The organism is Tateyamaria sp. ANG-S1 (genome assembly GCF_000814025.1).
In the GTDB taxonomy this organism is placed as follows: Bacteria; Pseudomonadota; Alphaproteobacteria; order Rhodobacterales; family Rhodobacteraceae; genus Tateyamaria.
On the sequence record NZ_JWLL01000011.1, the window covers coordinates 1 to 14,078 of the forward strand.

General features: G+C 55.7%; 9 protein-coding genes. 2 read left to right on the plus strand and 7 right to left on the minus strand.

Annotated elements, in window-relative coordinates; translation table 11 throughout:
* Window positions 1–61: 61 nt before the first annotated feature.
* Window positions 62–1,546: a hypothetical protein gene (locus RA29_RS23795; protein WP_275041515.1), complete on the minus strand. Its 1,485-nt coding sequence runs from the start codon at window positions 1,544–1,546 to the stop codon at window positions 62–64.
* A gap of 359 nt (window positions 1,547–1,905) precedes the next feature.
* On the opposite strand from RA29_RS23795, the gene RA29_RS23675 reads away from it, so the two are divergent.
* A complete protein-coding gene (locus RA29_RS23675; RefSeq protein ID WP_039688986.1) occupies window positions 1,906–8,172 on the plus strand; it encodes a calcium-binding protein in 6,267 nt (2,088 codons plus the stop codon).
* Window positions 8,173–8,788: 616 nt separating this feature from the next.
* Here RA29_RS23675 and RA29_RS22105 read toward each other — a convergent pair.
* On the minus strand, window positions 8,789–9,715 hold the full coding sequence (locus tag RA29_RS22105; RefSeq protein WP_052249787.1) for a Hint domain-containing protein: 927 nt from the start codon (window positions 9,713–9,715) through the stop codon (window positions 8,789–8,791).
* Window positions 9,716–9,891: 176 nt separating this feature from the next.
* Between RA29_RS22105 and RA29_RS18940 the strand changes: the two genes are divergently transcribed.
* Complete coding sequence (locus RA29_RS18940) at window positions 9,892–10,227, plus strand: hypothetical protein (protein WP_039688988.1); 336 nt, start codon at window positions 9,892–9,894, stop codon at window positions 10,225–10,227.
* A gap of 19 nt (window positions 10,228–10,246) precedes the next feature.
* Here RA29_RS18940 and RA29_RS18945 read toward each other — a convergent pair whose 3' ends face one another.
* The 5 genes from RA29_RS18945 to RA29_RS18965 form a co-directional block, all read right to left on the minus strand.
* Window positions 10,247–10,747: a GNAT family N-acetyltransferase gene (locus RA29_RS18945; protein ID WP_039688991.1), complete on the minus strand. Its 501-nt coding sequence runs from the start codon at window positions 10,745–10,747 to the stop codon at window positions 10,247–10,249.
* Window positions 10,748–10,819: 72 nt separating this feature from the next.
* Window positions 10,820–11,275: a hypothetical protein gene (locus RA29_RS18950; RefSeq protein WP_039688993.1), complete on the minus strand. Its 456-nt coding sequence runs from the start codon at window positions 11,273–11,275 to the stop codon at window positions 10,820–10,822.
* A 60-nt stretch (window positions 11,276–11,335) separates the two neighbouring features.
* Window positions 11,336–11,863: a tail fiber protein gene (locus RA29_RS18955; protein ID WP_039688995.1), complete on the minus strand. Its 528-nt coding sequence runs from the start codon at window positions 11,861–11,863 to the stop codon at window positions 11,336–11,338.
* 148 nt (window positions 11,864–12,011) lie between these two features.
* The gene (locus tag RA29_RS18960) at window positions 12,012–13,310 is read right to left on the minus strand and encodes a glycosyltransferase (RefSeq protein ID WP_193743585.1); all 1,299 of its coding nucleotides are present in this window, start codon (window positions 13,308–13,310) and stop codon (window positions 12,012–12,014) included.
* A 433-nt stretch (window positions 13,311–13,743) separates the two neighbouring features.
* On the minus strand, window positions 13,744–14,078 hold a 335-nt coding region (locus RA29_RS18965), incomplete at its 5' end, for a tetratricopeptide repeat protein (protein WP_039688999.1).

The window sequence follows — 14,078 nt, forward strand, 5'->3', positions numbered from 1 at the left end:
TCGATTTGCTGGGGTGAGGCAGGGCGGGCTTTGGCGAAGCAAACGCGAACGATCTCATCCATCAGAACAGAAAATCATCTGCGCTCCAATCTTGGGGCGCGATGATATTACCGTCTGCAGTGCGCACACGTATACTTTCATCGCGCCACTCGATCGTGCTCCAGCCGCCGTTTTGACCAAATGTCAGGGCGGAGATGTCGTAGATACGGCCCCAGTCTCCTAGATCAATGCGATCTATCCCAGGTTCAAAGTCCTGAATTCTATCTTGTTGCCCGTCTGCGACAAAAACGAACGTGTCTGCCCCGGCACCGCCTGTCAGGCGATCTTGGCCTGTGCCGGCAAACAGGACGTCGTCGCCTGCACCGCCAGTAAGGGTGTCGTTTCCAGCACCTGCAAGGAGTAGGTCGTTATTGGTTTCACCAGAAAGCCGGTCATGTCCATCTGTGCCAGACAGACGCATGCCTACTGTGTCAGTGGGCAGATAAAACTGTGCGATGCCCCCAGCACTTGCACCCGTAAAAAATAGCTGAACCTCATTCTGGAGCACAGTGGCTGCGATGTCTTGGACGTTTCCAAAATTCCAAGCGATATCCTGTACGATGGTCTGATGATGATGCAGCATCCCACCTGGCAGAAGTTCGAATACAGAAAATCCAGCATCGTTTCCTGCCGCAACAATGAAATCACGCGCACCTGTTTCAAAGTGCGTAACAGCTGTTGCGTCGGCAAAGCGTGTATCGAGAGTATCATGGACCTGATCTTCGGCAAAAAAGACGCCCATCGGATTAAGCCGCACAACGGAAAGGCTGCTTGATCCACTTGCAGCGGCGATCACATAGACCTCGCCGTCTACGAAGGCGTGGGTCAAATCAGTGAAAGCGGTTGCCCATAAGCCGTCACGCGCAGCGATGGTATCAAGCAATTCAAGCTGTCCTTGCGTTGTCACCTGGTATGCGCTGAGCCCGTCCTCACTGATGGACGCGGTAACAATGTAATGTGATCCGCCTGTCTCGATTGCCTCCAGATCCGCGACTTGCCCAGCTTTGGATTTTGGAGTGTCAGCAACAGCTTGTACATGTACTAGCCTTGTAGAGGGCTGCACTATGTAACTGTTTATTCCGGCTCCATCTGAACCAGATGTGATCAGGAAATTCTGGTTTCCAATGGAGAGACTAACCAATTGCGCAGCCTCAATGGCCTGTCCTCCAGTGGTGCGCAGCGCATCCACATTTCCGGGTCTGCCCTGTGTATCGACGGGTTGCACAGCTACGGCGCCGGACAGGCTATGGGTACTGAAAAGAAGTGTTTGTCCGTTCTCTTGCAACACTTCTACATCAGACAGAGCCGGCGCATTGCTCCACACTTGAGTGGATAGGATGCTGTCCTCTCCGTCCTCAAGCGAAATCACATTCTGCGCGCCTAAAACACTTGCGCCTGTCAGCAGCACAGTTCCGTTTTGGGTGTCGAAAAACCATAGATGAGACAAGCCATCAAAGCTAAAATCATCCCGAGCTTCCAACACGGACCTGAACAAAAAACCGAACACTGTCTATTCCACCAAACTGTATAACGCAGCCAGTAATGCTTTTGGCGAACAGCAGGGACGTGGAGGAATTGGGGCAGGGTTGCGACAATTGGTTAAACTCGAACAGATACAAGTTTCATGTTTTACGTGGCCAAAGGCCTGCGCCTAAATAACTTCCTGGTCATAATCTGGGAAAGCCAAGCGCTCATGTCAGCCAACATGCAACAGTCGCTCCAAAACCGATAGGATTGAGAGCAAATATACATAGAGTATTTTGCGCGATGCATGCATCTATATGCAGGCGCACAGACGCAGACGTATTCATATCATTTTTGATCAGTCACGTTAGATGACCGACAAACAGTATTGAGGTAGAGATCATGGCAACAATCAACGGCGACACCACCAATAATGATCTCTTCGGCACCGCTTCGGATGATGTGCTGAACGGCGGAGATGGCAATGACACGCTGACCGGCTTTACCGGGAACGACACCTTAAACGGGGGGACCGGTGCGGATGTGCTGGTTGGCGGAGCGGGCAATGACATCTTGGACGGTGGTGCAGGGGCAGGCGACCGCATCTTGTATTACCGCGAAAACGGTACGAACGGCATTGTTGCTGATCTGGATGCAGGTACCATCCGTGACACTTATGGTGACACTGATCAGGTCACCGGGATTGAGCAGATTTATGGCTCAGACAACAACGACACGATTTCGGGCCGGACTGCAGCCGGAGATCTGCTGTTCGGGCGCGAAGGCAATGACAGCATCAACGGCGGCGGTGGCAATGACACGCTCGTCGGAGATAGCGGTAATGATACAATCATTGGCGGAGGCGGTGACGACCAGGTCGCCTACTTTCTCGAAACCGGCACGCAGGCGGTCCACGTCGACCTAGAAGCCGGCACTGCCACCGACACCTTTGGCAACACCGACACACTTGTCGATGTAGACCGGGTTTATGGTACCGCCCGAGACGACACCTTGTTGGGGGCAAATCTTGTCAACGACCTGCTGTTCGGGCGTGAAGGCAATGACAGCATCAATGGACGCAGTGGCAATGATATTCTGGTTGGGGGGCAAGGGAACGACACTTTGAACGGTGGTGTAGGGGACGACCAGGTCGCCTACTTTCTCGAAACCGGCACGCAAGCGGTCCACGTTGACCTAGAAACCGGAGTTGCCACCGACACCTTTGGTGATACCGACATGTTGATCGGTATCGACCGAGTATATGGTGCCGGTGGTGATGATACGATCTTTGGCGCTGAGGGTACACGCGACCTGCTATATGGCCGGTCTGGCAACGATACGCTGAATGGCCGGGGGTCGAATGACACCTTGGTCGGTGATGCTGGCAATGACACGCTGAACGGCGGTGACGGCAATGATCAGGTCGCCTATTTCCTGGAAACGGGCACTCAGGGTGTCACAGTCGATTTGCGCGCAGGTACCGCCACCGACACCTTCGGCAATACCGACACGCTGATTTCAATCGAATATGCCTTTGGGTCGAATGCAGATGATGTCCTTTTGGGCACCGACGAGGATGGTGACCGGTTGTTCGGTCGCGATGGCAATGACACGATCGATGCGCGTGACGGGGACAACCTAATCTTTACCGGTGCGGGTGATGACCTCATCCGTGTCGGAACAACAACTTTTGATGCGCGCGACACAGTTGTTATCAATGGCAATGGCAACAAGACGATCACCGGGTTCGGTTCGGAGGGGACACGTTTCGGGCACCACATCGTGTTTGAGGTTGACGCCGCTCTGACCGTAAACTTGGCGACGGGCATTGCGACAACCGTAAACATGACCACGGATTTCAGCCAAGCCCTCCATTTCCTGGAGGTTGGCGGATCTGCTTATGACGACCGTATCACCGGGGGCAACACGCTCCATGATGAACTGGAATGGTATGTCGGGCATCAGGGCAACGATACAATTGATGGTGGTTCGGGCACGGGCGACACAATCGTCTACGATGACGAAGTGATTTTTGGCCAGTTCAACTATGATCGTGGAGTACAAGAGTTCGGATCGCAGGGGGCTGTGGTCAATCTCCAGACCGGCGTGGCCACAGATACGTTTGGATTTACTGACACCCTCATCAACATCGATCAGATACGCGGCACGAGTTATTCTGATACTGTCATCGGCTCGGATGAGGATAACGGCTTTTGGATGCTGGGCGGTAACGACGTTATTGACGGCGGTGCCGGGTTTGACCGGGTCCATTATGACGACGACACTATGCATGGCGGTAACGGCGCGGCATATGTCAATCTGGTCACAGGGCGCGCCATTGACGGGTATGGCGGCGAAGATCAACTCAGCAATATCGAAGGAGTTTTTACCACCGGCCAGAATGACACGGTGATCGGCAGTGCAGCAGACAACCGCATCTTTACCTTTGCCGGGGACGACACGGCAACGGGTGGTGCTGGATCAGATGTCATCCTGGGGCACGAAGGCAATGACACGCTGCGCGGCGAAACAGGTGATGATGAAATCTGGGGCGGTGCAGGCAACGACATTGTTGACGGCGGAGCTGGTATAGATGTGGCCCGTTATCGCGACGCAACAGGGCAAGTGATTGCAAACCTGGCTACAGGGGTGGTGCAGGACGGCTATGGCACCACGGATACACTGATCGACATTGAAAATGTGCACACCTCTGAACAGGGGGATCAAGTTACCGGCAGCAGCGGCGCAAATCAGATCTTTGGCTACGGCGGCAATGACACGCTGAACGGGGCAGATGGCGCTGACGTGATCCTGGGCGGAACGGGCAACGATCAGGTTCTGGGCGGTGCTGGTGATGATGAATTACGTGGCGAAGCGGGCAATGACACGCTGAATGGCGGCGCGGGTACGGATGTGGCGCGCTATCTTCAGGCTACATCTGGGGTCACGGTGGATATGATCAGTGGGTCCGCCTTGGATGGCTATGGCACCCTCGACACATTGATCAGTATTGAAAATGTTCATGGCTCAAACCACGGCGACCGGGTCACCGGGAACATTGAGGCCAATCAGATCTTTGGCTTTGGCGGGGCTGACACGCTGCTTGGCGGTTCTGGCAACGACTCAATCCTGGGGGGTGACGGCAACGACAGTCTCAATGGCGGTGCCAATAATGATGAACTACGCGGCGAGGCTGGTAACGATACGCTGAACGGTGGCGCGGGAAGCGATATCGCGCGTTATCTGGATGCCGCAGCAGGTATCAACGCCAACCTGACGACAAACCAGGTGGCAGATGGTGATGGTGGCATTGATACGCTGATCGATATCGAGAACGTGCACGGTTCACGCCACAACGACACCGTCCAAGGGAATGCAGGTGCCAATCTGTTCTCTGGGTTTGGTGGGGCGGACCTCCTTATGGGAGCCGATGGCGCTGATACGCTGTTGGGCGGTGATGGGAATGATAACCTTCTGGGTGGTAACAACGACGACGAAATTTGGGGGGACGCTGGTGACGATACGCTCAATGGCGGCTCTGGCAGTGACCTTGCGCGGTACCGGAATGATGCCAGCGGGATTACAGCAAACCTGTCTACCAATGTCGTTGCTGACGGGTTTGGCGGCACTGATCAACTGATCAGTATTGAGCATCTGCACGGGTCGGATCACGGCGATACCATCACCGGCAACGCCGAGGCAAACCGGCTCTTTGGTTTTGATGGGGCCGATACCCTGAACGGTGAGGCAGGTGCAGATGTACTGCTTGGCGGGAACGAGAACGACAGCATCAATGGTGGTGCCGGCAACGACGAGATCTGGGGCGAAGGTGGTAATGACACCTTGAACGGTGGCAGTGGCAATGACCTTGCCCGCTATATTGCAGCCACCAGCGCAGTATCGGTAGATCTGAATGCTGGTACGGCCAGTGATGGACAAGGCGGTACAGATGTTCTGATCAGCATCGAAAGCGTGCACACCTCAGATTATGATGACATTGTTGTGGGCAATGATGTTGCCAACAGCATCTTTGGTTTTGCGGGCGATGATACCCTTTCGGGTATGGGGGATGCAGATACGCTGTTGGGCGGCACCGGGGATGACAGCATCAACGGTGGAGACGGTAATGATGAGATCTGGGGCCAAAGCGGCACAGACACATTGGATGGTGGCGCTGGAAGCGATGTTGTCCGGTATCGCAACACCACAGAGGCGGTATCGGTTAACCTGATCGCCGGGCTGGCATTTGATGGCTACGGCTATACCGATACGTTGATCAATATCGAACATGTGCATGGGTCTGACCACAATGATCTCCTGATCGGTGATGACAGTGGAAACCAGCTGTTTGGGTATGAAGGCGCCGACACAATTCAGGGTGGCCGTGGGGCCGATACGCTGTCTGGCGGGCAGGGAGGTGATACCTATGTTTACGTGGGTGGTGACAATTATGACGTGATAAACGATCTGGGCGGTACAGGCACCGACACAGTGATCGTGCAAGGGTATCTTTCGCAGAATGCGGCAATCTTCCAGCAGGGTAACAATATCGTATTGGATTTTGGCAACGGCACTGCGTCCGGGCTGAATCGTGATGTTCTGGTGCTGGCCAACACAATGTCAGCTGGATCAACCAGCGCCATTGAACAGATTATTTTTGGAAATGGTGAGGTTTGGACCCTAAGCACGTTGATCTCCAATATCGGGCAGAGCGCTGTTTTCGCGTCAACCTCGGCGTCTGGCGGTGATGATGCGCTTTGGGGCACAAACGAGAGCGATGTGATCAATGCCTTGGGCGGAGATGATATCGTGAGTGCTTTGGCGGGCCACGATACGATTGACGGTGGCGCAGGTAACGACACCTTGCGCGGCGGTGACGGTGATGACCGTATCATGGGCGGTGCCGGCAATGACGCCCTGTATGGTGAAGAGGGTGCAGATGTATTTGTCTTGCATACAGGTATGGGACAAGACACCATCTATGACTTCGCATTTGGCACCGATGCGCTGGATCGGTCGGGATTGTCTGGAATCGTGGAAAGCGACGATGGATCTGGCAATAGGGTCGTCACGCTCAGCGATGGATCTTCCGTCACGCTGTTGGGGGTGTCTGCCACAGGTAGTCCGGTCCCAACTGTTACCATCACGGGCGCTACGTCCGAAGATGCAATATTACAGGCTGAAGTCACCGGGTTGGTCAGCCTTTACGGCGCTGCACCATCAGATATCACCTATCAATGGCTCCGGGATGGCGTCGCTATTTTGGATGCAACAGCTACGGCGTATCAGCTGGTGCAGGCAGATGTGGGTCACAGTATTTCCGTGCGCGTCACCTATGATGGCACCAGTATTACGGGTACCACCACAGACGTCATTGAGAATGTGAACGACCGGCCGACAGGCACACTTGCCGTGACCGGGACGCCGGCTGAAAATTCGATCCTGACTGCGGATACATCGACTTTGTCCGATGCGGATGGGCTTGGTACCTTCACGTACCAATGGTTGCTGAATGGAGTGGCGATCGCTGGTGCAACCCAGGCAAGCTATCAATTGACCCAACAAGATGTGAGCGGTTTGGTCACTGTCCAGGTCACTTATACTGATGGCCAGGGGACAGTTGAACAAGTGTTGAGCCCACGCAGCGGGCCTGTTGTTAATGTTAATGATGCACCTACCGGCATTGCTCAGTTGAACGGAATTGCCGTTGAAGGCAATACGATGAATGTTACAACCGATACCTTGGCAGATGCCGATGGGTTGGGTGCGTTCAGCTATCAATGGCTCCGGGACGGCGTTGCAATTTCAGGTGCGACAGAAAGCGCTTATACGCTTGTGGGTGATGATGTTGGAGCCGCCGTTTCTGTTCGGGTGATCTACACTGACGGGCAAGGAACCGTTGAAACAGTGACCAGCGACAGTTCCTCTTCTGTGCTGCAAGGGACATTGAACCTGATCGGTACCAGCACTGATGATGTGCTTACCGGTGGGGAAGGTGACGATAATCTGTCTGGGCTGGCTGGTAACGATCGTCTTATCGGCAATGAAGGGCACGATACGCTTAATGGCGGCGATGGCGCCGACACACTGAACGGCGGTGATGGCAACGATGTCATATTTGGTGGCAGTACGGATGCCGACTTGCGCGACATCGTCTATGCAGGTGCAGGCAATGACAGCGTCAATGGTGGTTATGGCAATGATCAACTCAATGGCGGTGACGGCAACGACAGCATGGAGGGAGGCTTTGGCGTAGACACCATTATCGGCCAAGGCGGTGATGATGTGCTGACCGGGTCAGCCTTCTCAGACTTGATCTTTGGAGGCGCAGGAGATGATTTCGTCAATGGTGGTTTTGGTTCTGACAGGGTGAACGGCGGCGAGGGCGCGGACCGGTTCTTCCATCTGGGTATCGCTGACCATGGCAATGATTGGATTCAGGATTATGACGCGTCTGAAGGTGATGTGCTGCACTATGCCAATCGGGTTACCCGTGACCAGTTCCAGATAAACACCACCAACACGGCCAATGCTGGGTCAGATGATGTGGATGAGGCATTTATTATTTACCGACCCACTGGTCAAATCTTGTGGGCGTTGGTGGATGGTGCAGGCCAAGATGAAATCAATATCAGGCTGGGGTCTGAGGTATTTGATTTGCTGGGATAATCTACGCAATTTACCCTGAGAGCCGACGTATTCTTAAGGGCCGCATTCTGTGCGCTCTGAGATCCGCTTAGGCCTATTGTGGGCCACCTTGTGTCGAAAGATATGTGCCCGTAGACCATGCGGCCTGCGGTGATATTCAAGGGAAATGGCGACAGATCGCCTTGTAACAGACGAGGATCAGATGGTGTTCGGATCGCATATGACCTGAAACCTGTTCAGGCCGACCTGCCAGCTTTCACACGATAGCCTATGGTGTCCTCGAAGCCAGAATGCACGATCACCTTGCAATGAATGGCGGGTAACTCAGCCGATCCACAAACTCTGAGTTCGGTATTTTGGCTTCTCGCCACTTGCCGACTTTAAGGCGCTCTCCCAAACCAAGGTAAGGGTCACAGCGCCCTATTTGTCTTCCATCATGCAACATCCTGTTCTCGATACAGGTTTTGCACTTCGGATGTGAATCCACGGCAAGACAGGCGTTCGCGTTTGCAATCCGGCTTCTGCAACATTTACCTACTGGACGCATGTTGCGCCTCAGAGACATGCTGCCACGCAGGATGCGATGTATGACCCAGGTAGAAGGAGTAATCTGCCTGGGTCGGGATCAAAAAGGGCGTTAGGCCACTTTGTCGGCAGCCAGGCGGGCGCGGGTGGCTGGCGGTACCAGCCGTGGGGCTGAGATACGCGGCAGGTCCATCTCGGGGATGGTGCGTGTGTCGCCATACAGCTCCACGAACTCTGCATAGTTGTGGAAGCTCTTGCGCCCCAGATAGTCGACATAGGTTTCTGCTGCCGTGCCTTCGGCCAGGATCAGGTCGTGGTGTTCGGTCTCGACGTGATAGACGGTATAGCTGCCGTCGAACTCGGACAGCGGCACGCGGGTGATGGTGGTGTCGTTGACCAGGGTGCCTGCGTTGATCAGCATCCCGTCGATATGCAGGGCGTGGTCGGCTGTCAGGGTCAGGTCACGTTTGGGCAGACCATGGCCCAGAGCACCGGCCTCAACGCGCACAGGCATCAGGCGTTCAGGCGGCTGGAAGGCGCAAACCACTTTTTGCCAACCGACCCAGCGCACGGGAACGGTCTTGCCGTCCGCGGTCAGGATCTCATCCCCGATCTTCAGATCTTCAACCGCGGTTTCGCCATCCGGCGTCGCGATTCGCGTCCCGGTCAGGAAACATTCGGTCAGGTTTGAAGCCGAGAAAGACGCGTTCAGCGCGTTGAAGTCAGCGGGAAGGTCGCTTGTGGGCGTGCCGGGGGGCACAAACAGATACACGGTGCCTTCGGATGTTGAGGTGCTGCTGTTGTTTTCCGTGAACACGGCCCAATCCGGGGTGGCGCCGCCGGGTGCTGGAAAGGTGCCGATAAATGTGGCCTCACCATCCCCGAAGCCACCTGTGCCTGTGGGACCGGTGACACTTTCACCAACGGTGAATGTCGTGTCTGCCAGACCGTCCGTTGCGGTGCCTGTTCCGTTTGAAACAAATCCAAAGGTTGGGGCACTGGGAAAATAAAAATATACGTCACCCGTAAAGCTTGCCATGATACGCTCCTGTTAAAATTATTATCGGTACCCTAGAAGAAATAAACAGACAGTTCGATAGTTAATTGGTCCGTGACGAGGTTGTGAACCTTTTGCGGTACGTCTTTTGACATGCCTGTATTCGCAATAGGTGCGCGGTGGTATGTATTGCCATACATCAAAGGGAATTTCGCACCATGAGCATTGATCTGATCACCGCCACATCCGAAAGCTTTGCGCCTTATGTCGGTCAAATCTTTACTGTGGACAGTGAGACCGGGCCGGTGCCGCTCACGCTTGATAATATCAAGATATTCAAAGCTTCGACCGTCCGGGACAACGATCTGACGATTGATGGCGTGCATTACCCGGCGCGCCAGGCTTTTGCCCTGACGTTTGAGGGCCCGCGTGAGCCAGTGCTTGCCAATGACGTGATGCAGCTTCGGCACGAGGGATTGGGCAGTTTCGCGCTTTTGCTGTCGCCGTTCCGGCAGGATCATGACTGCATGCTTTACGAGGTGGTGTTCAACTGACCACGGGCGTGCCGGGTGATCAAATCTCGCGCGGGGCGGTGTTAGGGCGCCATTCCAACGCCAGATGGTGGCCCTGCACGGCTGTTTGGACAAAGCCGTGGCGCATATAAAGCCGCAGCGCCGGATTGGACTGTTCGACCATCAGCCGCAGCGGGACCTTGCCCCCATGGGCCTCGTTCAGCAGGCTGCGCAGAATATCCGTTCCGATGCCGCGCCCCTGAACATCAGGTGACAATGTCAATTCAAGCAGGCGCATATGGTCGTCCTGCCGGTCCACATACAGTCGTCCAATGTCGACCCCATCAAGGGTGATGATGCGGCGCACCGCGTCGGGATAGACACGCTGGTAATGCAGGTCCTGGGCGTCAAACTGGCTTTTCAAAAACCGGGTCTTTTCATCGGCCTTCCAGACTGTCATCTGGAATTCCCATTCCCTTGCACTGGTAAACAGGGCCTCAAGGAATGGGCGGTCGGCATCGTGGATGACGCGGAAGGCCACTTGGCCGCGACGGTCAAGCATATCAAGCTCCTGATGGGCAAACGGAAAAACGCCCCGCTGTTGAAAACGGGGCGCTTCAAAAATGGTCCGCGATCAGTTCAACACAATTTCGATCACGTGCGATCCGTCACGGCGCGGTACGGGGCCGGCCATGACATGGGCGCTGCCCAGGCCAAAGGCGCTGACCCGGTAGGTTCTGGACCCGGCTTTGGCCAGCGGGGCCGTGTCGGGCCCGTCAAAGACCGCGATCACACCTTCGGCGCGGGGCAGATCAGCGGGGCGGTCCGCACCGCTGTCAATCGCTTCGACACCCACCAGGCGCATCACAGTGCGGTGCCCGGTTTCGTCGTCGAACTGAAACCGGCGGCCCAGATGTGCGGACAATTCCGCGGCCCCCGACGTCAGCCAGTTGAACTGCCCTACGGGTGATGCAGGCGTGGCAGACGATGCGGCCATGGCATGGGTGGCAGGCAGGGCAGCCACAGTTGCAGCCCCCGCGACCTGACGGGCGACAAAGCCGCGCCGGGTGAGAGATGTTTTGGTGCTCATTCGTGCACTCCTTTTTCTGAAGGCCCTGCGCCAACGCGGCGCAGGGCGCAATTCAAGCCATCAGGACCGGGATGGGAACACACCGAACATTGCGATTTCATAGTTCAGTGTCAGGAACGGTTGCATGTTGTTGATAGGGATGTTGCCGCCCGTGTTGCTGACGGTCACAGCCTCGTTTGACATGGGCTGGTTCGGGGCAGCACCCGGTGTGGCGTAAATGGATGCAAGGCCCAGCATATTGCCGGCACCCGAGGTTTGTGTCGCTGGACCCGTTTCGGCATGCATCGTTGCCGTGTGGCTGTGGGCTGGCATGTTTGCAGCGAGGATCTGCGTTTCCTCTGCGCCGCCTCTCTCGCCCCAGACCCGGGTCGTCAGGCCGGGCCCCGTGCCCATCCCGACAGCCGTACGCCCGCGTAGGTCAGGCAGGCCGAATGTCGTGCGCCCGTCGCCCCCGAACGTGGTGCCCAAAAGCGAGAACAAGGCGCTAAACTGGGAAATTGCGATCAACTGGCCTGCGCATAAATTAAAACCGCGCTGCGCAAAGTTATATCCCACGAGGTAGATCTGTCCGAGATATGGTTCTGACATTGTAGTTCCTTTTCCATCCCTATTGGTCTTTTTAAAATCGCGTTAAGCCCAAACAAATAAATACTAAATTCCGGAAATTACTGGGCAGATCGCGGTTGCTATCCGGTGTGCGTTTCAACTTGTCGGGGATGTCTTGTTGGGTCAAGCTTTATGATCCATGACCCGGATTTTGCCCCTGGCCTGTCTCTGCAAGCGTTGTGAGGGCAGACATCACGCTGTCGGTTGTCCGGAACGCACCGGCATTCCAGTAGCTGGCTGTGGTCTTATAGGGCAGGGGCACATGTGGAAGGGTATGGCGGAACAGGTGATAATGCGGCAGAACCTGCGTGTCCCGCCGCGCGTGCTCGGGGTTTTGCAGCATGTGCCATGCCACGGCGCGCGTCAGCAGGCCGGGCCCGGTTTTGGACCACGTGTTGTCATTGTCCAGCCCCAGCAGCGCAGTCTTGGCCATGGCCATGGCCTGGCCGATGGCCGGATGACCCGGCGGGGCGCAGATCAGGTTATTGGCCAGGGCCCCAAAGGGCTCTCGAAAGACGATCAACCCCGGCCCCGCGCCAATGATGTCGTTGGGATGGCCGGTCAACATGTCATCGGCATCCACATAGATCCCGCCTTGTTGGTACAGCACGCATAACCGCAGAAAATCGCTTTCCTCGGCCACGTGGCGGGCCAATGTGAACGCGCGCCGGTGATCGGCATCAAATGTCTCGGACAGCCAGCGCAGTGCCTGTGACCGGTCAAACTGTTCATAGGTCCAGCCCGGGACCTCTCTCCAGGTTTGCATGATGCCGTCAATTGCCTCTGGCACTGTGGGCGTATTCCAATACTGGAAAATCCGGCGCGGGATGGGGGGCGCCATATCTGCGCTGACGGGGCAGGGCGCGCAGGCGGCGCGGGCATCCAGGACCTCGGTTGCCGCCTGAAGATAAGTCGCCGCCAGATCGGGGTCTGTGGGCACCTGACCGGTCTTCGGCACAATCTGGCGGTACAAGCGTAATTCGTTCAATTGGGTTCCAAGCAGCGAGATCGAAAAATGCACCCGATTTCTCTTGGCATGCTGTGGGTTGGCTTTCATTAAGGTAGCGACGCTCTCGGCCTCTTCTGGTCGACCTAGGGTACATAAAAGCTGCAAAAGCATAATGTTTCCTGCCGATTTGCGCCCTGCAGCTATTTCGGTCTTGATGTGTTCAACAATCTCTTCCAACCGGCCCAAAACCAGGAGGAACCGCACGTATACATCGGCGAGCGGCCCTACAATCTTTTCACTTTGATGCGCCTCGAACCATTCCAGACCCTTTTCTGGAAGACCCGCCTGAATGAAGGCGTGCGCTAGTGATTTCAGTACCGGCAGGGAATTCGGCCAGCGCCGCACACATAGAAGTAAATAGCGCAAGGCCAGTTCTTTCCGCCCAGTGTCGATCAAAAGCCGAGCCAGGCTTGTAGCCATGCGAGGATCCCGCGCCGCTGACCGTGTTGCCAATGCCAGAGAAAGCGCAGCCTGAGGCCCCTGCCGCATACGCGTGGCCTCGATACGAAACAAAGACAATTCCGCGGGTGCTATCCGGTCGCACAACGCGCTCTCGACCCGATCCGCCAGTGGTTCATTCTCGGCCACATGAGCAATCCGCAACAACACCTTGGCCAATTCCAGATCGATCAAGGAACGGTTTTTAACACTGCCTATGGCGGTAGATATGGCATCTGCCTGATCTAGCGTTCCTGCTATGACAATGAATTGTTTCAATTGTGCGTTTGTGATCATGTCCATCCGGCTGGCAAGATGGGCCGAAACACGCTTTGCCTTCGACAAGCGATCCGCCTTCACATACAGGCGTAGCAATTCAAGCGCGCGATCAGGTATCATTTGGTGTTGAGCGATCTTATTCCAGCAAAGAGATCGCAGTTTCGATATCATCACGTGCCTCGGCAATCTTGGCACGGGCCTGCAACGCGGGCCAGTGAGCTTTGTTGCTCTCAAGGATCTGCGCATATAGCGCATCTGCGGCTGTCATGTCCCCCAATGTGCGCTGCAGGTTTGCAAGCGCCAGCATCGTTGGCACATCATGGGGGCGTGTGTCATGCGCAGTCTGCAGAATATCCAGTGCCTCCTGCCTGCGCCCTGTGGCCTGTAACACATGGGCCTTCTTGCGCTGGAATAAGAGACTGTGGGGCCGCTGTTGCAGGGCTGCGGCACTTGAAGCGAGGGCCGCATCAT